General features: G+C 43.6%; 18 protein-coding genes and 1 tRNA gene. All 19 read right to left on the bottom strand.

Translation table 11 applies throughout. The features are described 5' to 3' along the window. Positions 1-87: 87 nt before the first annotated feature. Entirely contained in the window at positions 88-1662 is a 1575-nt protein-coding gene (gene traF / locus ACQY3H_RS00095) for a conjugal transfer protein TraF (RefSeq protein ID WP_428073589.1), read from the bottom strand. 271 nt (positions 1663-1933) lie between these two features. Beyond that, positions 1934-2005: transfer RNA gene (locus ACQY3H_RS00090), tRNA-Arg, on the bottom strand. A 95-nt stretch (positions 2006-2100) separates the two neighbouring features. After that, positions 2101-3030 (bottom strand): glycosyltransferase family 2 protein, encoded by a 930-nt coding sequence (locus ACQY3H_RS00085; RefSeq protein ID WP_428073587.1) that lies wholly within the window; start codon positions 3028-3030, stop codon positions 2101-2103. A gap of 1 nt (position 3031) precedes the next feature. Next, positions 3032-4030, bottom strand: a complete 999-nt coding sequence (locus ACQY3H_RS00080; protein ID WP_428073585.1) for a glycosyltransferase family 2 protein — start codon at positions 4028-4030, stop codon at positions 3032-3034. Continuing rightward, complete coding sequence (locus ACQY3H_RS00075) at positions 4018-4929, bottom strand: NAD-dependent epimerase/dehydratase family protein (RefSeq protein ID WP_428073583.1); 912 nt, start codon at positions 4927-4929, stop codon at positions 4018-4020. Before ACQY3H_RS00075 ends, ACQY3H_RS00080 begins: the two co-directional genes overlap by 13 nt. Next, entirely contained in the window at positions 4926-5978 is a 1053-nt protein-coding gene (locus tag ACQY3H_RS00070; RefSeq protein WP_428073581.1) for a glycosyltransferase family 2 protein, read from the bottom strand. The genes ACQY3H_RS00075 and ACQY3H_RS00070 overlap by 4 nt, the downstream gene beginning before the upstream one ends. Further along, a complete protein-coding gene (locus ACQY3H_RS00065; RefSeq protein WP_428073579.1) occupies positions 5975-7696 on the bottom strand; it encodes a thiamine pyrophosphate-binding protein in 1722 nt (573 codons plus the stop codon). The genes ACQY3H_RS00070 and ACQY3H_RS00065 overlap by 4 nt, the downstream gene beginning before the upstream one ends. Continuing rightward, positions 7693-8541 carry an NAD-dependent epimerase/dehydratase family protein gene (locus tag ACQY3H_RS00060; protein WP_428073576.1) on the bottom strand — a complete coding sequence of 283 codons (849 nt, stop codon included), beginning with the start codon at positions 8539-8541 and terminating at the stop codon, positions 7693-7695. Before ACQY3H_RS00060 ends, ACQY3H_RS00065 begins: the two co-directional genes overlap by 4 nt. After that, positions 8538-9905: a lipopolysaccharide biosynthesis protein RfbH gene (gene rfbH / locus ACQY3H_RS00055; RefSeq protein WP_428073574.1), complete on the bottom strand. Its 1368-nt coding sequence runs from the start codon at positions 9903-9905 to the stop codon at positions 8538-8540. The genes ACQY3H_RS00060 and rfbH overlap by 4 nt, the downstream gene beginning before the upstream one ends. Further along, entirely contained in the window at positions 9906-10997 is a 1092-nt protein-coding gene (gene rfbG, locus ACQY3H_RS00050) for a CDP-glucose 4,6-dehydratase (protein ID WP_428073572.1), read from the bottom strand. It lies immediately after the preceding gene. A 1-nt stretch (position 10998) separates the two neighbouring features. Beyond that, entirely contained in the window at positions 10999-11781 is a 783-nt protein-coding gene (gene rfbF / locus ACQY3H_RS00045; protein ID WP_428073570.1) for a glucose-1-phosphate cytidylyltransferase, read from the bottom strand. Next, positions 11778-12467 (bottom strand): CatB-related O-acetyltransferase, encoded by a 690-nt coding sequence (locus ACQY3H_RS00040; RefSeq protein ID WP_428073568.1) that lies wholly within the window; start codon positions 12465-12467, stop codon positions 11778-11780. Before ACQY3H_RS00040 ends, rfbF begins: the two co-directional genes overlap by 4 nt. Before the next feature lie 13 nt (positions 12468-12480). Next, positions 12481-13644, bottom strand: coding sequence for a hypothetical protein (locus tag ACQY3H_RS00035; RefSeq protein ID WP_428073565.1), 1164 nt, complete (start codon positions 13642-13644; stop codon positions 12481-12483). A gap of 1 nt (position 13645) precedes the next feature. Next, positions 13646-14926 carry a glycosyltransferase gene (locus ACQY3H_RS00030; RefSeq protein WP_428073563.1) on the bottom strand — a complete coding sequence of 427 codons (1281 nt, stop codon included), beginning with the start codon at positions 14924-14926 and terminating at the stop codon, positions 13646-13648. 4 nt (positions 14927-14930) lie between these two features. Continuing rightward, complete coding sequence (rfbB, locus tag ACQY3H_RS00025; RefSeq protein WP_428073561.1) at positions 14931-15947, bottom strand: dTDP-glucose 4,6-dehydratase; 1017 nt, start codon at positions 15945-15947, stop codon at positions 14931-14933. Beyond that, positions 15926-16768 (bottom strand): dTDP-4-dehydrorhamnose reductase, encoded by an 843-nt coding sequence (gene rfbD, locus ACQY3H_RS00020; RefSeq protein ID WP_428073559.1) that lies wholly within the window; start codon positions 16766-16768, stop codon positions 15926-15928. Before rfbD ends, rfbB begins: the two co-directional genes overlap by 22 nt. Then, positions 16759-17313 carry a dTDP-4-dehydrorhamnose 3,5-epimerase gene (gene rfbC, locus ACQY3H_RS00015; RefSeq protein WP_428073557.1) on the bottom strand — a complete coding sequence of 185 codons (555 nt, stop codon included), beginning with the start codon at positions 17311-17313 and terminating at the stop codon, positions 16759-16761. The genes rfbD and rfbC overlap by 10 nt, the downstream gene beginning before the upstream one ends. Next, entirely contained in the window at positions 17300-18184 is an 885-nt protein-coding gene (gene rfbA / locus ACQY3H_RS00010; protein ID WP_428073555.1) for a glucose-1-phosphate thymidylyltransferase RfbA, read from the bottom strand. Before rfbA ends, rfbC begins: the two co-directional genes overlap by 14 nt. A gap of 130 nt (positions 18185-18314) precedes the next feature. Beyond that, the coding region (locus ACQY3H_RS00005) for a hypothetical protein (RefSeq protein ID WP_428073553.1) at positions 18315-19317 on the bottom strand (1003 nt) is incomplete at its 5' end.

Raw genomic sequence — 19317 nt, 5'->3', positions numbered from 1 at the left:
ATTATACAAAAATGGGTTTGTATCGGCGTGTGTTGTTGAAAAAAAGCCGCCCGGTTAAGGGCGGCTTTTGCTTACAGTAAAACAAGTTTAGAACAAGAATCCTAACGTCAGCGAAGCGGCGGCTGAGTTGGGGATCGTGTTGCCGTCAATTTTGGTAGTGTCGGAACTGATAGCCCCGGCGAGTTCAATATAAAAGTGCATCATGTTAAACCCGATACCTGCCGTGTAGAACGGAGAAACGGAACTGTCGGCCAAGTTTTTGTTGTATCCGATGCGAAGCGGCATATTGAAACGTTGACCGTTGACGACATTAAATTCTAACCCCAAGGCAAGTTGGCGCGATTTAATGGAGTCAATCATCGTGTCGTTTTCGGTGACGTCAATATCGGCTGCTGCCGTCATCCAATTAAACGGATTGACCGCTACGCCCGCGCGCAGTTGCGGTTTGAGTTCGTATTTATCGGTGCGCCAGTTGCGTGCGATAGCCGCATTAATATCTGCCGGAGCACCCGGGCGGTCAAATTTCGGGTTGTTTAAGTTACGCGCCGTTAAACCGAATTGCGGATTCCAAAAAACTTCTTTATCTAATAATTTAGATAAGTTCGCCATGACACCCAAGTCGATACCGATATTTGTGGAGTTCTTTTTGTTATCGTAGGCTTTATCCAAAATATCTTTGATATCTTCATTTTCCGTCAGAACCATTACGCCGCTTTGTGCGGTGTAACCGCTAATCACTTTAAAGTTTCCCCCCACTTTTAAACCGGGGATCACTTGTTGACCATAACCCAAAGACATTTCGCCAAACGTTGCGGCATCCGCCATAACAAGCGTTTCGTTGTCTTTATAAGATCCGGTGGCGCTGGCGGCTTGTATAATAATTTCTGCCGCGCCATCCATGTTGGAAGTGGCTACACCGAGCATGTCTAAAATTTGTGCTTCGGTTGCTCCTTGAGCCACAGCGGCGTTAACGATGGCGTTAGCCAGAGCCGTTGTGCTGGCATAGGCGTTGTTAAATAACGAATTTAACGACGGAAATAAACTGTGAGCATCAATAGAGGCCGCTAAGGCCGCCGCTGCCGATTGGTTAGAGGTAGAAGTCGGGGCGGTTGTGGCACCGAGTGTTAAGCCTGTACCTGTGTTAAATTGAATGTTTTTGGTATCTACAACAGGGGTAATTGATCCGGTGCCTAAGGCGCGGCCACTAACGGCAAAATTTTTGAATTTGAACACAGCCCCGGCGTCGGCATTTATCAAAGCCCCGGTTTCTTTTCCGATCATTTTGGAAATATCGCTTAAGCCCTTGAACAAGGTAGTGATATTTTCGGCGGTAGCCGTGTTGCCGTTATCTATTGCCGTTTTTAACGCTTTGTATTGGTCGGCCATATCGGTCAAATCGCGCACGCCTTCCAATACATTCTTGGTGGCCTCAAAGGTTGCCCCGGCATTGATAAGAAGACCCGTTTCATTAGTATCGTCCTCTTGGGCTAGCCCGGCCGGGTTCCAATACTGAGCGTCCGGCCCAAAGGCGGTGGCAACTCCGGCTCCGCCCATACCCATGGCGCGAGTGCCGACAAATTGCCATTGTTGTGCGCCTGCTACAGACGCAAGAAATAACGCCGCTGTAAATACTACGGCATTACGAAAGGTTGTTGTGTGCATAGCATCTCCTTATTTATGTAGATAGTTTTATCTTACTAAACCTAATGTAAATGGTGCAAGAAGGAACAACATAAAGCAGTTTATGTTGCTTTGGGGACAAAAAAAATTACCCCCAATGGGATCGCCTTCCGGTAAAATCTCTGACGAGATTTTCCTGCAGGCCGGGCTCGCGGTACTCGCCTTTGCCTAACGGCAAAACTCGTACAACGCTGCGCCTTTCGATTTCCATCGCAACATAAAGCAGTTTATGTTGCTTTGGGGACAAAAAAATTACCCCCAATGGGAATCGAACCTATATCATCCGCTTAGAAGGCGGGTGCTCTATCCATTGAGCTATGGGGGCAATATATTTATTTTATCAAAAATCGCGCTTTTTGTCTTGCCGTACAGGATTGATTAAAACCTGTGTCGGGGTGATTACACAACATTTATTTTAGGTTAGGGATGTTTGCGTCTAAAAAGAGATTTCCAAGCAGCGCGGAATTTTTTTCGCATCCATTTTAGGTATCCGAGGTAAAAATACGGACAGTATTTATAATCATTCCACAGCCACTTGAAATAACCCGTTTGATAAAAGGTATATTCTTTTTTAATGTCAAAATAAAAGGGGTTGATGTGTTTGAGTAAAATTTCTTTTTTCTCACGACGATAAACGGACTTTGATAAAGCCCCTTTTTCCACAAATTTTTTTAAGATTTGCAGGTAATTATATCCAAACACTTCTGCAATGTTATATCCCCCTTTTTGGGCGACAGGAAGTAAAGTGAAAATTTCATCATAAATAATGAGCGCGGAAGTGCCACCGGCTAGCATGCGGCATAAAATATCGGTTTGCGGCAGTGACGATTTATTGGCGCGAAACCAGTCGGTTTGAGAATCGTGAGTTGTTTTCCACATGCCAAAGCACGCGATCCATGTGTTGAAAAAAGAAATTTCCTTCATAAAATCGTCTAACGTTTCACAATGTACCGCTTGGGGAACGTGTGGAATATTACGAAAGAATAAAATAGGTTTTTCGGAGCAGTATTTTTCAATATAATAAAGCATTACCGATAAAGCATTCGGTTTAAGTAATAAATAATCATTGTGAAGTTTTAGAAATTTGCCGTCTCCGTTGGCCATTACGCGTTCAAAATTATCAAATCCGATGTTTTTTTCCGTCTTACTGTATTTGATTTTTGAACCGTACCGAGCTATATATTGTTTAACAAGTTCGGGGGTGGTGTCGGTAGAACAATTATCGGAGATGACAATTTGAATTTGGTCGGTTTGGGTAAATTCGTCTTGCGACACAATGCTGTCTAATACCTGACGTAAAAAATCAACGCGGTTATAAGTAGGGATACAAATAGAAAGTAAAGGTGTCATATTAGTTGTTGTTCATTCCGTGGAAAAAATCTTGTTTGGGCGCAAATATTAACTGACCGGAAAATTTTAGCCATTGGCGGATGTTAGGCCAGTAAAATGGGAAATATTTCAGCGCATATACGACGTTAAAGAAAAAACGATCCGATTTTTGCGTCTGAGGATTTATCACTCCGTTTAAGAAGTGCTTTTTCAGTTTATTAAATTGCGGTTTGGTTAGCCCTTTTTGGCGCAAGTCGTTGTAAATACATAAGGCCCGGTAGAAATAAGCAATAGCCCCCTTTTTAACCCAGCCTTGGTTACCAAATCGTACCACCATGACCGGATGATTAAAACCAAAGCAATAGCCGGTAGAATCTTGCTGTAAGATTTGTTGGGTTAAATACAGGTGCATCCATACTAAACCAAACCCGGCTTGCACAGATTTAAGACGTAGGATGTCTTCCCTGCGCAATACAGCATTGGATAAGCATAATAATTTCAATTGTTCATGCGTAATAAATTCATTAAGATTTTTACAGTGAGCATCTTCGTCATCGGTAGCATTACAATAAATTAGTTGGTTATTAAATGTGTTAAGATACGCATTACTTAAACAAATTACCGTGCCATCGGGGTGGGTTTTGATGCACTCTACAAGACGTTTTAGACCGCCTTGCATATAATAATCGTCGGCTGAGTGAATGTGAACAAATTTGCCGGTGGCATTTTTGATACAATTAAATACATTTTTGTCCATCCCTAAATTAGTGGCATTGGGGAAAAATTTGAGAACGTGGCCCTTGCCTAAATCTATCGGTAGATTAAGTGTTTGTATTTCCGGCTTAATTTGTTGTATAGCGGCCAGAATTTTTTGTTGGGTGTTATCGGTAGAAGCATTATCGCACAGCACAATTTCAACAGGGTCTTCCAATGTCTTTAGTTCGTTAAAAACATTCTGCAAAGTTTCTTGGATAAAATCTTCGCAATTGTAAATGGGAATCCCAACGGTCAAGAGTGGCATTTGGTGGCTCCTTGGTATATGACAATGATTTCCTTGAGGGCATTTTCCAATGTATAGTTCGGTTTCCAGTTTAACAGGGTATGATTAGATGTATCGGCGACCGAGCACATAATTTCATCTGCCCGATACGCAATAACGCCGTAATTAAATTGCGTATTTGAGCCGGACACTTGTTTAACCGTTTGCACAAAGTGACGAATGCTGACGGCTTGCCCGGTACCGATTTCAAAATTATAAAAAGATGGCTTTCCCCGGGTGGCAAAGTCTAACGCCGCAATGTAGGCATTTGCCACATCTTTCACATAAATAAAGTCACGCTTTTGTTCTCCGGCGGTGAGATTGATTTGAGGGATTTTCTCTATCGCAATTTGACGTATCATCTGCTCGGTAAATTTCGCTTTACCGTCAAATGCACCGTATGGATGCTCTAAGGCTAAATTGATGACGGTCATTCGCCCTGCGTAGTATTTAAGCCACAACAGTAAACTTTTTTTAGATAGCGAATAGTGGAGTAAATAATTATAGGATAACCCTTCTTTATTAAAATAAGAATCTGTATTGATGAACGTTTTTAACCCATATTTAAGCCCCACATCAATTAGTCGTATGGGAAACATTAAATTGGTTTCCAATACTTTTACTTCGGGGTTTTCTCCGCGGCCGTACTCGGTAGCAATATGAATAATAGTTTGTATGGCATGTTTCTTAAAAATGTCTTCCAGTATGGTTTTGTCTACATCGTAACAGATAAGACGCGGGTTATGCAGTTCATCTGCAATGCGGCTGACATCGGAGGATGAACGTTTTAATAACACTACTTGTTCGTTCGTTTGTGCCAATATCGCCTTGAGTACATAACTTCCGACAAATCCGGTCCCTCCGGTTAGTAAAACGGTCATAATAATTTCCTCCTTAAGAACTGCGCGCATAACCCGATTTTCCCCCCGAGTTTGTGCCATTTATCTTGTTTAAGCAGTTTGCGTAACAATGTCATTGCGGATAAGGTGTTTAGCCCTTGCAAAGAGGCTGCGTCGCAGATAAATTTGCGGGAAATTTGTTTCAGTTCCGCCTTAGATAATTCTCGGGGCGTCACGTTATACCAATCACAAATGTTTTTTTGCGTGAGTACAAAAGCATACCCATTAGTACATAAGTTATACGTGTTAAGTACCAATTGTAGTAAAACGCAAGATTTCAAATCATCCTTTAACGGCAACTGATTACAATGAGCCAATTGTTTTTGAAAAGTCAAAAAACGTACTTCCGGTTCAAAGAAAACATTTTTCTTCGCCGGAGAATAAGTGTATGAATGTGTTTTGCCTTCAAATGGCGGGGCGGTTGTAATGCAAAACGGAATATCTAAAATAAGGCCGTTCCCTTCCAAAGCGGCTTCGGCAAACATAAAATCAAGCAGAAATCCGCCGACTGTTTTTTCATCGGCTAAATGATAATCTGCAAAATATTTTTGGAGAATATCATGTGAAAAGAAATTCCCCGTTGGATGCATCCCTTTGTAAGCAAACTCCAGCAGGCAATCACGTACCGACGGATAGCGGGTAGCTGTTTTGTTTGGATCTTGATTGGCGGTATCTAGTTTGAAATAGCCAAAATTCGGTTTGAGTTCGTTAAGTATATTGACGATTGTGGCAATCTGTTGGGGAAGTAATCTGTCTTTATCCATGCAAATTAGCGCATATTTCCCGTCTGCCTGATTAAAAGCATGCAAAATATTATAAGTAGATCCTTTATTTTCGGGTAGTGACACCAGTTTTAAGCGCGGGTCCTGAATAGAAGATAAACGTTCTATGGTGTCATCCGGCGAGTGATTGTCACTAATCACTAACTGAAAGTCTAAACAATCGCACGCTAAAAGTTCGTGTGCTTTTTGATAAATTTGTTTGGCACTATTATAGGTGGGTATGCAAATAGAAAGCGTAGGTGTTTTCATTTTTGCAACTCCTTTTTAATAGTTTGCAGTTGTGCTGCCGGCAGTAACGGAGACATGTTATCCAGCGCATTACCGAAACAACATTTAGGATGTATTTGGGTCGGTGTGTTAAAGTTAATGCAAATCAGTAACGGCCCGGGTTGTGCAAAACAGGCATGCAAGTCATTATCCGTCAACGTTTCGGCCTGTAATGTTTGGGCCGGTATGCCGTAGGCACGCGAAATCGCTGCAAAGTCGGGAGCGGTATAATCATCTACGGTAGACGGATTTCGTCCGTCTAAATACATATCTTGGAATTGTTTAACCATTCCCAACGAGCGGTTATTAAAGATAAAAATTTTAATAGGAAATTGGCGGCGCGCGAGTGTAACGAGTTCCTGCAAATTCATTTGAAATCCGCCGTCACCGCATAATACAACAGCCTGTTTCTCGGCCGCGGCTACGCCAAACGCCGCCGGAAAAGCAAACCCCATGGAACCTAGCCCACCGGAAAATAATACCCGCGTGCAAGGTTTTATGACGGCCGATTGGGCTGCCCACATTTGATGCTGGCCAACATCTACGCATACCGCATGCCCATCGGGAATTTCCGCAAACAGCCGGTGCATAATTTGATTAGGTAAATGCGCTTTGCCATCCAATGATTGTTCCACCGGAAATTGTTTTTTTAAGGCAGATAAACGGCTTGTCCACTCGGTTTTAGGTAATGATATAGATTGTTTATTGATTTCTTCCAGAAAGGCGGCCGCGTCGGCGCAAAGAACTGTTTTACGGAAATCGCCCGCCTGTAATTGGGCTACATCAATATCTACTTGAAAGACCGTTTTGTTTTCCCACGGTGAAACATCGGCGCCTGTTTGGCGGATATCTAACCGTGAACCGAGTACCAGTATTACATCGGCGCATGAAATCGCCCAGTTGGCATATCGGGTGCCATAAGTTCCGATAAGACCTAAATTGTACGGATAGTCTGACGGTACACTATCGATACCCATAAGCGACTGGACAACCGGAAGTCTGGTACGGAGTAAAAATTGTCGTAACGGCTCTACGGCATGACTTAATCGGACCCCGTTTCCCACTAAAAGCAACGGACGCTTGGCATGAGCAAATGCGTCAGCAACGTTAGCCGCGTAGGTCGATAAATCCGGAGTGGCTTTAGCGGCGGGTGGTATAAAAGAACGGGCCGTTTGAAAGTCAAAATCGGCGCGTTGGACGTCCATGGGTAAATCAAGCAACACCGGCCCTTTCGCTCCGGTATTGGCTTCGTAAAATGCTTTTTCCAACTCGTAACGTAAATCTTCCGCGTGCTTGACTTGCACGGCGTATTTGGTAATAGGGGTAGCAATACTGACAATATCGGTTTCCTGAAAGCCATATTGGCGGATAGCGGGAAATTTTTGATATTCAAACGAATTGACTTGCCCGGTAATAAATACTACCGGGGTTTGGTCAAAAAAACAATTGGCTATCGGAGTAACTAAATTGGTTGCTCCGGGCCCGGAAGTGGCTAGCGCTACGCCTGTTTTCCCGGTTGTTCGGGCATATCCTTCGGCGGCAAATCCGGCGGCTTGCTCGTGTGCTGTATTGATAAGTTCAATGCCGGGGGTAGTATAAATACTGTCCACCAAATGAGTTACCATCCCGCCGATGTAGCCAAATACACAATCGGTTTGTTTTTCAATTAGAAATTGTGTAATAAAATCAGAGGCTTTCATTCAAATTTTTCCCCATTTTGAATATAATGGTACAACTTCGTAAGCCCTTCTTCAAGCGATGTAAAGTGTAAATCGGGCAATTCCTCGCGTAAGATGCTGTTGTCGCCGGTGTAAGCGTTGTTAAGCATATCTTTACAAAGTACGCGAATATTTTGGCCACTGATTTTTTGTACCTGTTTGGCTATTTCGCCCAACGTAACGCTTTTTGTAGGCGTAACATTGATGATTTTGTGTACGGGCCAGCGAATCAAAAACCGACGGATAATTTCGCCCAAATCATCTATCCACAAGTAATCAAACAAGGCATTTTTTTCAATAACGATATCTTCCCCTTTTAACGCTTGGTGGATACAATAACTCGGTACGCGGTTTGATTTCTCGCCGTAACCGTAACACGCAAAAATGTTTAAGCAACGTATATCGTCGCGATTGGTGGTATATTGAGAAATTTGCAATTTAGACAGTCCGTACGGCTCTGCCGGAGTATATAAACCGATTTCGCTTTCTTTTACGCGCTCTAACGAGCGGGAGCGGTCATACATAGCACCCGAACCAAACACAATCACACGGGTATCCGGGCGTTTGTAAGCAAGCAGATTATCTAACATGGCCCGGTTTTTTTTGACGGTATCGGTAGCATCCTGCTGGCCACGTACGCCGCCGACGCTGGCACAATGAATAATATAATCAGCCGGATGAGCGGTTAAACAAGCGCTGGCGGCCGCCGCATCACATAAATTTACTTCGGCGCTGGTTGGGCAGACAAGTGCATAGTCATTAGCGAGTATGCGCTTGAGATTTTTGCCGATAAATCCACGTCCGCCGGTCAGTAAAACAGTTTTCATTTTCTCTCGTGTTGTTCAATAAATTTACTAATTGTTTGAACGGTTTTTTGTACGTCTTCGTCCGTCAGATTTTGCGCCGTTCCCACCCAGAATGTATGTAACATAATAAAGTCGGTTACGGGTAATTGTTTGTAATCTTCTTCGGTCAGTTTGTTTGCTTTTTTAAGCGGCCCGTTGCCGATGCGCAGTTCAAAATCGGCCATCGTTACCATCGGTTGGCGTAAGAGGTTGCCCGCAAACAGTTGGCGCGTGCCGATACCGTTTTCTTCCAAGTACTCCACAAGTTGTTGTTTGGTAAACGGCGCCTCGTCTTTGACAGAGATTAAAAAGCCAAACCACGACGGAGCACATTTCTCACTGACGTGCGGTAAGATTAAATACTTTTCCCATTTTTTCAGTCCGTTAAGTAAAATTTCAGCGTGTTCACGGCGCATTTCCAAAAAGCGGTCTAATTTTTTTAGTTGCGCTAGGCCCACGGCCGCTTGCCAATCGGAAATTTTCAAATTGTAACCGATATGCGAATAGGTATATTTATGGTCGTAGCCAAACGGTAAATTGCCCAGTTGCATATTGAAACGATTTTTGCAGGTGTTATCCGTTCCCGGTTTGCACCAGCAATCACGTCCCCAATCACGGTAGGACATTAAAATACGGTACAGTTGGGCATCTTTAGTGATAACCGCCCCCCCTTCTCCCATCGTAATATGGTGGGCCGGGTAAAAACTAAAGGTACCGATATGGCCCGTCGTGCCGGCATATTTGCCGTTCCATTTGGCGCCTAGCGCATCACAGGAGTCTTCAATAACCCACAGATTATGTTTTTGCGCAAGAGCCATAATTTTATCCATATCAAACATATTGCCTAGCGTGTGGGCCAAAAAGATGGCACGCGTTTTGGGCGAAAGGGCTTGTTCAATTTTGCTTACATCAATGTTGTAGGTACCGACTTCGCAATCTACAAACACCGGAATAAGGCCGTTTTGCATAATGGGGTTGACCGTCGTAGGAAATCCAGCGGCAACGGCAATTACTTCATCGCCTTTTTTTAAGCGTTTTTCGCCTAGTTTGGGCGAAGTAAGCGCGGTAAGTGCCAACAAATTAGCGCTGGAACCGGACGTAGTAGTTAAGGCAAACGGTACGCCGAGTTTAGCAGCAAATTCTTTTTCAAATTCGTCGTTAAAACGTCCGGCGGTTAGCCACATATCTAACGACGCATCCATCATATTAACAAGTTCTTCTTCGCCAATGTTTTTACCTGACGCAGGAACATAAGTTTTCGGTTTGGCTGCTTGTTCTTCTTTGAGCGCGCGGGCATACTCTTTGGCGAGTTCTTTAATTTTGGTACGTAATTCTTGTGTGTTCATTTACTTACTCCAAGGTAGATTTTTGTGTTGGGCCGCAGCGATAAAATCCGCAATTTGCCCGAGTGAAAATGCGTGCATATCGGCTTTTTTACCATAAAAGGCCTGATACCACGCGGTTGTTTTTTCAATGGCTTCATGTGCCGTATAGACGGGGCGCACGCCAAGAATTTTATCTGCTTTTTCAATATTGAGTTGCAGTAGGTTGGCTTCATGCAATCCATCGCCGTTACCCACTTTAACTTGTCCGTTGCCCCATACTTTAGCGACGTACTCGGCCACTTCGGAAACGCGTACATCTTTATTCATTTCCGGGCCGAAGTTAAAACCGTCGGCATATTTAGTGCCTTCTTCTAAAAGTTTCTGGCCTAAACGCAAATATCCGGCGAGTGGCTCTAGCACGAGTTGCCAGGGACGCGTGGCATGCGGATTGCGAATTTCTACCGTTTTACCGGCTTGAAACGCACGGATACAATCGGGAATTAAACGGTCTAATGCCCAATCTCCCCCGCCGATAACATTTCCGGCGCGTGCCGTAGCCAATGCAAAAGGTTTGCCGTCTGTCAAAAAAGAGCGGCGGTAGGAAGAAGATAAAATTTCTACGCATCCTTTGGATGATGAGTACATATCATATCCGCCGAAAGGTTCATCTTCTTTGTAGCCTTCTTTTTTCTCTTTATTTTCGTAACACTTATCGGTAGTAACGTTGACAAACGCTTTGACAGATGGCGTTTTGCGCGCGGCTTCTAATACGTTTAACGTGCCCATCACGTTTGTTTCGTAAGTAAGTACCGGCTCGGAGTAACTGAGCCGAACAAGCGGTTGGGCGGCTAAATGAAATACGATATCGGGTTGATGTTTAGCAAAAAAACTTTCCAACGTTTTTGCGTCGCGGATATCGGCAATTTTGCTGTCTTTTAACAAATGCCCCAAATCTAACACGTCATATAAGCGCGGGTTCGTGTCTGGCAATAAAGAATATCCAACGACGTTTGCGCCTAATTCTTTGAGCCACAACGATAACCAACTTCCTTTGAAACCGGCGTGCCCTGTAATAAGAACTGTTTTCCCTTGATAAATGTTATTAAACGGCATATTACTCCTTCCACACTTTCCACGGGGCTTGGTTGTTATCCCATAGTTTGTTCAAATCATTTTTATCTTTGAGCATATCCATCGGATGCCAAAACCCGGTATGTTTATAAGCATTTAATTGCCCGTCTTTAGACAGGTTAAGCATCGGGGCACGTTCAAACATGATTTCGTCGGAGTTTTCCGGCAGATAATTAAATACTTGCGGTTCACAAACCATAAACCCGGCATTGATCCACGAGCCGCCCTGTTTGGGTTTTTCCGAAAAATTAGAAATGCGTCCGTCGGCTTCAATATCTAATGCCCCGTATTTCCCTTCCGGTTGATAGGCGGTTAACGTGCAGTATTTGTGCGAATCTTGGTGATTTCTAACCAGTGCGCCGATATCAATATCGGCTACGCCGTCGCCGTAAGTAAGCATAAACGGCTCGTTACCAATGAATTTTTGAGCGCGTTTGATGCGTCCGGCCGTTAACGTATCTCGCCCGGTATAAAGGAGCGTTACTTTCCACTGTTCACACGCATTGCGGTGAATATTAACGGAGTTGTCGGACAAATCCACCGTAATATCAGAATTACGCATATAATAGTTGACGAAGTAATCTTTAATCACTTCTTGTTTGTATCCGGTTAGCACGATAAAATCATTAAACCCGTAATGCGAATAGGTTTTCATAATGTGCCATAAGACGGGATACCCACCGATTTCCACCATAGGTTTAGGTTTAATGCTGGTTTCTTCGCCAAGGCGCGTGCCAAGGCCTCCGGCCAAAAGAAGAACTTTCATTTATTGCCTCCTGTAAGCGTTTGTAAAATAGAGTCTATATTTTCCGCTGTAAGCGGAGTGTAAACTTCGTCAATATGTTTACAAATTGTTTCTTTGTCTAATTTGGAAAAATCTACGCGAAGTAGTTTTTTGCGAATTTCCGGCTCAAAGCGGTATTTAATGACTTTCGCCGGATTACCGCCGACAATCGCATACGGCTCTACATCTTTAGTTATTACGCTACCCGCCGCAATGATGGCCCCTTGCCCGATATGCACGCCCGAGCAAATAATAGCGCCCATTCCAATCCAAACATCATCTCCCACGATGATATCGCCCTTACTTTGTGCTTCGCGTGTTTGCAAGCCGAATTTGACTTTGAACGGATAGGTGGACAAACCCGTATAGGGGTGTTCGCTGGCTAAAATAAACGAAACGTCGCCGGCTATAGAACAATAATTGCCGATTTGTAACTTTGTATTTTGGTCGGAGTGTGTGAGTACCCGCAAAATTCCATAGGTGCCTTTCCCGACGGTCACTTTGTCTAAATCAAAGTCGTTGGCGGGGTAAGTATCGTTATGTGCGTTTAGCACGCGCCATTTACCGTCAAAAGTTTTTTCCGGGGCTACTTTCTTGCTCCACACGCGCACACCGCACAGGTAATATCTTGTCTTATGGTTGTCTTTAATTTTTTTCCATAAACTCATGGGGACGTTTCCTTTACATATTGCCGGCTAATTGTTTAATTAACTGGCGTTTATTTTTATAATACGTATAGATACTCTTTAATAGCGTTCTTTTTTCACCGGTGCTCAAATGATAGCGCAGTTGGTAATAACGCGTCACTAACATCAGTTTCCAAAAGGGGGTAGGGCTTATCACATGGGCCTTCAAAAAGCGGTAACAGGCATTATTAAAGGGATTAGCAAATAATTTTTTAACTTCCGTATTTCTAAAGAAAATACGATGGAGTTTAGCAATTTTTTCTCCGTTTTCGTAGGATGCATATTTGAACGGAATTTTGCCTAACGCCTTTTGTCCTTTTTCATCCATTTGTTTTTCATACCAAAGGCTTAACTGCCACACGGGATCGGTTTCTTTTGCATAGTGAGAAAGCACCACGCGATGTGCCCCGGAATCGTACCCGGTAAAATGGAAAAACCGAAGCGGACGGCCGTTTACAAACCACCCGTCTTGTTCATTTCCGGTAATTTTACGGGTAACTAAATTCCATGTGGCCACGTTATATTCCTGCTCGCGGATGACTTTTACTCCGTCGAATAAGGCCGGAATAAAATCCCCCCATTTTTGATCGGTAAATAATCCTTTGGGGATATCGTCGTAACAATAGTGCATCAATCGGTCGGCCCACCAATTCAAAAAAGCCATCCCGTTTTTGTCGTTTTTAACAGCGAAAAAACCGAAATTATAAATTCCGTGTTGTAGGGAGCAAAGTTCGTTGTCTTCTATATCCTTTGGCGTAGCGGACGGTTCGGTTTGGTGTGGGGTCAGCAAGACACTATAGGTATCTAACATTTGGCTAAGTGGGGTTAAGTCGTTAAATACGCCGATATCCGGGTCTAAATACACGAGTTTATCCGTATTTGTTTGTTTTAAGATGTGTAAAGCGGCCGCCCCTTTTACTGCCGTGCATAATTCCACCACCGTGTGTGAAAAAAACCATTGGGCATTATTTTCGGTTTGGATAAAATCTTCGGCTCTCCAAACATAATCAAAATCTTCTTTGGCAAGGTCAAAATCTTTTGGTAAATCATCGGAAATTACCAAGTGCATAACAGCATCCGGATTGTGTTTTTTTAAAGTAGCCGCCAACACGCGGGCTTTAGGAATGTAACAAGTAGTAACGCTGGTAAAGAAATGCATGTTAATTCTCCTTACGGTTTTTTAATACAAACGATATAATTTCTTGTAAATTTTGTTTAGGGTTAATTTCATTAAGCACAAGGCCCTTCTTGTATCCGGCTACCCGTTCGGCCGGTGCTCCCATATTATAGCAAGCCACCGGCAGGCCCATATCCATGGCTTCGGTGGTGGTGTAAGAAAAAGTTTCCGGAACAATGGAAGGAATAAAAATAATATCTAATTGATATTTTTTAATCAGTTTGGGTAAATCTTCCCGACGGTACTCCCCGGATACGTTCAAAACAGTCGATGGCTTATCATACGGCCCGATGACTGTGAAAGTTGTGTTCGGGTCGGTATTTTGGGCGCAAATTTGTTCAATCACTTTTTTGCCTTTTGCCACATTGGAGGCTCCTCCCAAAAAACCGATATTGACGGTTTTATGAGGGGCTACCGTTACAACCGGCAACGGAGAAACCTGATGCGCGATGATTTTAATTTTAGTTTTTAATTGCGGATAAACACGTTCAAAAAGCAACTGAGTTGATTTAGAAAAAACAATCAATTCATCTAAGGTGTTATCAAAAAATTCTTGCCATCCCTTACGCCAAGAAACGATATCATGAAAGCCCGAACGCAACAACGGATGAAAAGTTTGTTTTTCACAGCAACTGGCACATGCAGACAAATCTTTTAAGCCGCAAAATTTTTCGTTACTATCCAATAAGGTATAACTGGGGCAAATACCGAAATAGTCATGTCCGCGGGCGGAAACTTTAATTTCCGGATGACGCTTTTTGAATTGATTTACTGTTTTCAATACATCTAAAGCGTTCTTATATCCCACTAAATTATTTACTACTATTTCGGTGCAAGGCAAATCGGTCAGTTCGTCTAACGAGTTAAACAAACAATATCCGATTTCGCGATTGGGCGTATGTAAGAAAAAAAGATCAAAATCGTGCCAATACTGCAAACGTAACACGAGCGCTTCTTTTTTTAAGATAGTAAATTGCTTGTAAGAATAAGTTTCCGTCCCCCCGCCTAAATTATGGTCTATCCATAAAATAACGCGATTCGTTGGGTGCGCGGCAATTTGTTTGTTAAAACTCGCTATATCGGGAAGTTGCGGGTTTTGTGCGGTAAATGACGAATAGATCCGTTTATAGTGTAATATCGGCACACAGCACAATTGCAACGTCCGCGAAAAAGGAGTGCGGGTTTCCTTAACGATAGGAAACTTTCCCCACGTATATTCGCGGATTCTTTTGCCGTGAAGATTCGTCAATTTTTTAGTTAACATACGTTTATTTTCTATTCAAATACCACGTAACGGTTTTTTTAATACCGGTTTCAAAATTTTCGTCGGCTTTCCATCCGAGTTCGGTTTCCAGTTTAGTTGCGTCAATGGCGTAACGGCGGTCGTGCCCGGCACGGTCTTTTACAAAGGTAATAAGCGTTTTGTAACTTTTTCCGTTAGCAGCGGGTTTTAAGTTGTCTAACAAGGTACAAATAGTATCTACAATTTGCAAGTTGGTGCGTTCGTTGCGTCCGCCGATATTATAGGTTTCTCCCGCTTGCCCTTTTTGCCACACAAGCGCAATGCCTTTACAATGGTCTAACACATACAACCAATCGCGCACGTTTTTTCCATCGCCGTAAATCGGGATAGGTTGCCCAGCCAAACATTTGCGGATAATGGTGGGAATGAGTTTTTCATCGTGTTGTTTGGGGCCGTAATTATTAGAGCAGTTGCTCGTAGTAACATTGAGTCCGTAGGTATGATGATAGGCGCGTACGAGTAAATCACTGGACGCTTTACTGGCCGAGTATGGACTATTCGGTGCATACGGTGTCTTTTCGGTAAAAAATCCCGTTTCGCCAAGTGTCCCATATACTTCATCGGTAGAAATATGATGAAAGCGGCATGTTGAGTAGCCGGGTTTCACTTGCCCGGGAGCAGCCATCCAATGTAAGCGTGCGGCTTCCAATAAGTTAAAAGTGCCTTCAATGTTTGTTTGAATAAACGGACGCGGCCCGGTAATGGAATTATCTACATGCGATTCGGCGGCGAAGTGAAACACGCCGCGGATGTCGTATTTTTCAAATAAATCTTTGACGAATTTTTCGTCACAAATATCGCCTTTTACAAACGTATAGCGCGGGTTGTTTTCGCACTCTTTTAAGTTGGCTAAATTGCCCGCATAGGTCAGTTTGTCTAAATTGACGACGTGATATTGTGGGAACGTCTCCAAAAAATAGGGGATGAAATTCGCCCCGATAAAGCCGGCTCCGCCGGTAACTAAGATAGTTTCGTTAGACATTCTTCCACTCCTTGTGTCCAATGAGGTATAGACACACCAAATTGATTTTTGATTTTTGATTTATCCAATACCGAAAATGCCGGCCGTTTAGCAGGCGTAGGATATTGGCTGGTAAAAATGGGCGTTACCGGGCAAGGAACGGCGGCGCGGTGCAACGTGTACCACGCCAAATCGTACCACGAGCAAATTCCTTCATCGGTAAAGTGGTAAATTTCGCGTGTGTTTGGCGCGATTTTCGGTAAAATTTGCACGATCGTTGACGCTAAATGCGGGGCGTATGTCGGCGAGCCGACTTGGTCGCACACGACGCCCAGTTGTTCTTTCTCCCGGCCGAGCCGCAACATCGTTTTGACGAAGTTTTTTCCGTACGGACTATACAACCACGCTGTGCGTAAAACGGCAGCCGTTTTGGCATATTTTAAGACGGCTTGTTCGCCTTCGTATTTTGTTTGTCCATACACGCCGAGCGGGCGGACGGGTGCATTTTCGCCAAGCGGAGTGTTGGACGAACCGTCAAACACATAATCGGTAGAGATATGCACGAGCGGAATGTTTAACTCGGCGGCGAGTTTAGCCAAATTGGCCGGGCCGTCCGCGTTAATTTTGCGGGCAAGTTCCGGTTCGCTTTCTGCTTTATCCACATTGGTATAAGCGGCGCAATTGATAATGGCGGTTAAAGCATGTTTTTGCCCAAAAGACAAGACGTCTTTTTCGTTAGTGATATCCAATTCCCCCACGTCGGTCAGTACGCATTTTGACGCGGGTAAAATATCTTGTAAACAGCGGCCCAGTTGACCATTTGCACCGGTGATTAAAAACATGGATGCTCCTTATACGACGAAAATGATGCGTTTTTAAGGTCTTTGTCCGATAGCAACGCTTTGTTCAAATCAATTTTCCAATCTATGTTTAATTCTTTATCGTTAAAAAGCACGGCACCTTCACTGGCTTTGTTATAAAAGTTATCGCATTTATAAGCAAATTTGGCAGTTGGTGTTAAGACGGAAAAACCATGGGCAAACCCGTGCGGAATGAAAAATTGTTTTTTATTCTCGCCGGAAAGTTCCACCCCATACCATTTGCCGAACGTCGGGCTACCGGCTCGTAAATCTACCGCCACATCCCACACGGTGCCTTCCAATACGCGTACCAATTTGGCTTGCGCAAACGGCGGGCGTTGAAAGTGTAAGCCGCGCAAGGTGTTTTGTGTAGAAAAACTTTCGTTATCTTGTACAAACGTGATATCAAGGCCCGCTTCTTTCCACGTGCGCGCGCTGTAACTTTCAAAAAAGTAGCCGCGGTTATCTTGAAATACCGTCGGTGTAAAAACGATAAGTCCGTCAATTTCCGGCTTAAAAAAATCCATTTTTCTGATCCTCCGGTAGTCCGGCCAGATATTGCCCGTATTCGGTGTTTTTAAGTTGTTGGGCACGGGCTAACAATTGCTCGGCATTGATCCAACCCTTTTTGAAGGCAATTCCTTCCAAGCAGGCAATTTTAAGTCCTTGCCGGCTTTCCAACGCTTCTATAAAAATAGATGCCTTGATAAGATCGGCGTGTGTGCCGGTGTCTAACCATGCCATGCCGCGTCCCATCAGTTCTACGGACAGTTCCCCCCGTTGTAAATACCAATCGTTCACAGACGTAATTTCTAACTCTCCGCGGGCGGACGGTTTAATCTGTTTGGCTACATCCACGACACGGTTGTCGTAAAAGTAAAGCCCGGTTACTGCCCAATTAGATTTGGGGTGTTGGGGTTTTTCTTCAATGGAAAGGGCTTTTTTGTCCGCGTCAATTTCCACCACGCCGTAGGCTTGCGGATTTTTGACGTGATAGCCGAATACGGTAGCGCCTGTTTTGCGTGCGGCGGCGTTTTTGACTAACTGTTGTAAATCATGCCCGTAAAAAATGTTGTCGCCCAAAATTAAACATACGCTATCTTTCCCGATAAATTCTTCACCCAAAATAAATGCTTGGGCCAACCCTTCGGGGCGGGGTTGTTCTACATAAGAAAACTGCATGCCGTACGTGCTTCCGTCGCCGAGTAAATGGCGAAAAGCGGGTAAATCTTTGGGAGTGGAAATGATAAGCACTTCGCGAATGCCTGCAAGCATCAATACCGAAAGCGGATAATAAATCATCGGTTTGTCATAGACGGGAATGAGTTGTTTGGAAACGGCTAATGTGGCCGGGTATAAACGGCTGCCTGTACCGCCTGCTAAAATAATTCCTTTCATGAGTTTTCTCCCTTAGATATAGATATACTTATTTTACTAATTTTAGGGCGAGAATAGCAAACGAAAACTTGGAATTTATGAAATGAAAAAAAGCAAAAAAATCCCGGGTCGTTTAGACCCGGGTTTTTTGTTAGAAACTAAAAGATTGAATTACTGATGAGTTACTAACCGGATGAGAACTCCCGTAATAATACTTAATACATTGGGATACCGTTACATAAGTTGTACAATGCTTTTTATCGCAACCGCCATTGATGCCGCCTAATCCGTATTTAATATGGCTATGGTCGTGATTCTCTTGTATGTAATAATATTCCAATCCTAATAATCCGGAATTACAATTTTGCTCTTGCCCCGGTTGGTACCTGAAATACGTATCCCCAATATGGTAACTGCTTGAGGTCAGGTGCGGTGCCCAGCCGCCGTTATATAAATTCCCCCAAACGGTGCCAAACCCTTCACACCAACGTTCTCCTTGGTCTCCGCACCAACTACCCATCCATCCGTCCCAATGTTCATCATTATAGTACCATTGGTTAGTATAGACGGTTGCATACCGCCAACAAGTGCTTTTATCCCAATTGGCTTCAGAAGGATCTTCCGTCGTGCTACCATCGGCCTTAAGATATACCATGGTCGGTTCAGTGGGTTCATAATTCCCGCCGTTTTGTGCACAGGTTCTAATGTATCTGACGGGGGCCGTTGCACTGCCTGACCACCCACTACCTAATACGTAACTGTTGCTACACAGTCTGTTAATAGTTCGGTCTTCGCTGGTAGGCGTGCAGGTTACGTCGCAGTTATCTAAAGCAAGTACATAAGCATATTTATCTTGATTGGATAATTTACGTTTTACCCAACGTAACTGACAGCTGTTATTCGTTAAGTCAACAGAAGAATAAAATGAACTTGAACTGTCATTCTCCTTATATTTTACTTGCGTAGGACGTATAATATCCGTAGTTCCTAACGTGAAACCCGATGTGGATACATTATCTTCCAAAGCCGCATTGATTAAAGTTACCGAATCGTCGGACATACCGTCATCTTCCGGCATTCTTACTTCTACGTTAGTAGCGTGTAACGTTTGTGCATATTGGTATAAGTTATGGTTAACCTGTAATGCATTTAAG

This window comes from Candidatus Avelusimicrobium luingense (assembly GCF_902757105.1).
Taxonomy (GTDB): domain Bacteria; phylum Elusimicrobiota; class Elusimicrobia; order Elusimicrobiales; family Elusimicrobiaceae; genus Avelusimicrobium; species Avelusimicrobium luingense.
The sequence above is the reverse complement of the archived record's forward strand: the minus strand, read 5'-3'. Positions and strand labels throughout refer to the sequence as shown.

What these genes read in the sequence shown, in the direction of transcription:
- ACQY3H_RS00060 (WP_428073576.1), bottom strand. Translation starts at nt 8,541, where the DNA reads ATGAAAACTGTTTTACTGACCGGCGGACGTGGATTTATCGGCAAAAAT.
- rfbA (WP_428073555.1), bottom strand. Translation starts at nt 18,184, where the DNA reads ATGAAAGGAATTATTTTAGCAGGCGGTACAGGCAGCCGTTTATACCCG.
- ACQY3H_RS00065 (WP_428073579.1), bottom strand. Translation starts at nt 7,696, where the DNA reads ATGAAAGCCTCTGATTTTATTACACAATTTCTAATTGAAAAACAAACC.
- ACQY3H_RS00075 (WP_428073583.1), bottom strand. Translation starts at nt 4,929, where the DNA reads ATGACCGTTTTACTAACCGGAGGGACCGGATTTGTCGGAAGTTATGTA.
- rfbF (WP_428073570.1), bottom strand. Translation starts at nt 11,781, where the DNA reads ATGAAAGTTCTTCTTTTGGCCGGAGGCCTTGGCACGCGCCTTGGCGAA.
- rfbB (WP_428073561.1), bottom strand. Translation starts at nt 15,947, where the DNA reads ATGTCTAACGAAACTATCTTAGTTACCGGCGGAGCCGGCTTTATCGGG.
- ACQY3H_RS00040 (WP_428073568.1), bottom strand. Translation starts at nt 12,467, where the DNA reads ATGAGTTTATGGAAAAAAATTAAAGACAACCATAAGACAAGATATTAC.
- ACQY3H_RS00070 (WP_428073581.1), bottom strand. Translation starts at nt 5,978, where the DNA reads ATGAAAACACCTACGCTTTCTATTTGCATACCCACCTATAATAGTGCC.
- traF (WP_428073589.1), bottom strand. Translation starts at nt 1,662, where the DNA reads ATGCACACAACAACCTTTCGTAATGCCGTAGTATTTACAGCGGCGTTA.
- ACQY3H_RS00030 (WP_428073563.1), bottom strand. Translation starts at nt 14,926, where the DNA reads ATGTTAACTAAAAAATTGACGAATCTTCACGGCAAAAGAATCCGCGAA.
- rfbG (WP_428073572.1), bottom strand. Translation starts at nt 10,997, where the DNA reads ATGCCGTTTAATAACATTTATCAAGGGAAAACAGTTCTTATTACAGGG.
- rfbC (WP_428073557.1), bottom strand. Translation starts at nt 17,313, where the DNA reads ATGGATTTTTTTAAGCCGGAAATTGACGGACTTATCGTTTTTACACCG.
- rfbH (WP_428073574.1), bottom strand. Translation starts at nt 9,905, where the DNA reads ATGAACACACAAGAATTACGTACCAAAATTAAAGAACTCGCCAAAGAG.
- ACQY3H_RS00085 (WP_428073587.1), bottom strand. Translation starts at nt 3,030, where the DNA reads ATGACACCTTTACTTTCTATTTGTATCCCTACTTATAACCGCGTTGAT.
- rfbD (WP_428073559.1), bottom strand. Translation starts at nt 16,768, where the DNA reads ATGTTTTTAATCACCGGTGCAAATGGTCAACTGGGCCGCTGTTTACAA.
- ACQY3H_RS00035 (WP_428073565.1), bottom strand. Translation starts at nt 13,644, where the DNA reads ATGCATTTCTTTACCAGCGTTACTACTTGTTACATTCCTAAAGCCCGC.
- ACQY3H_RS00080 (WP_428073585.1), bottom strand. Translation starts at nt 4,030, where the DNA reads ATGCCACTCTTGACCGTTGGGATTCCCATTTACAATTGCGAAGATTTT.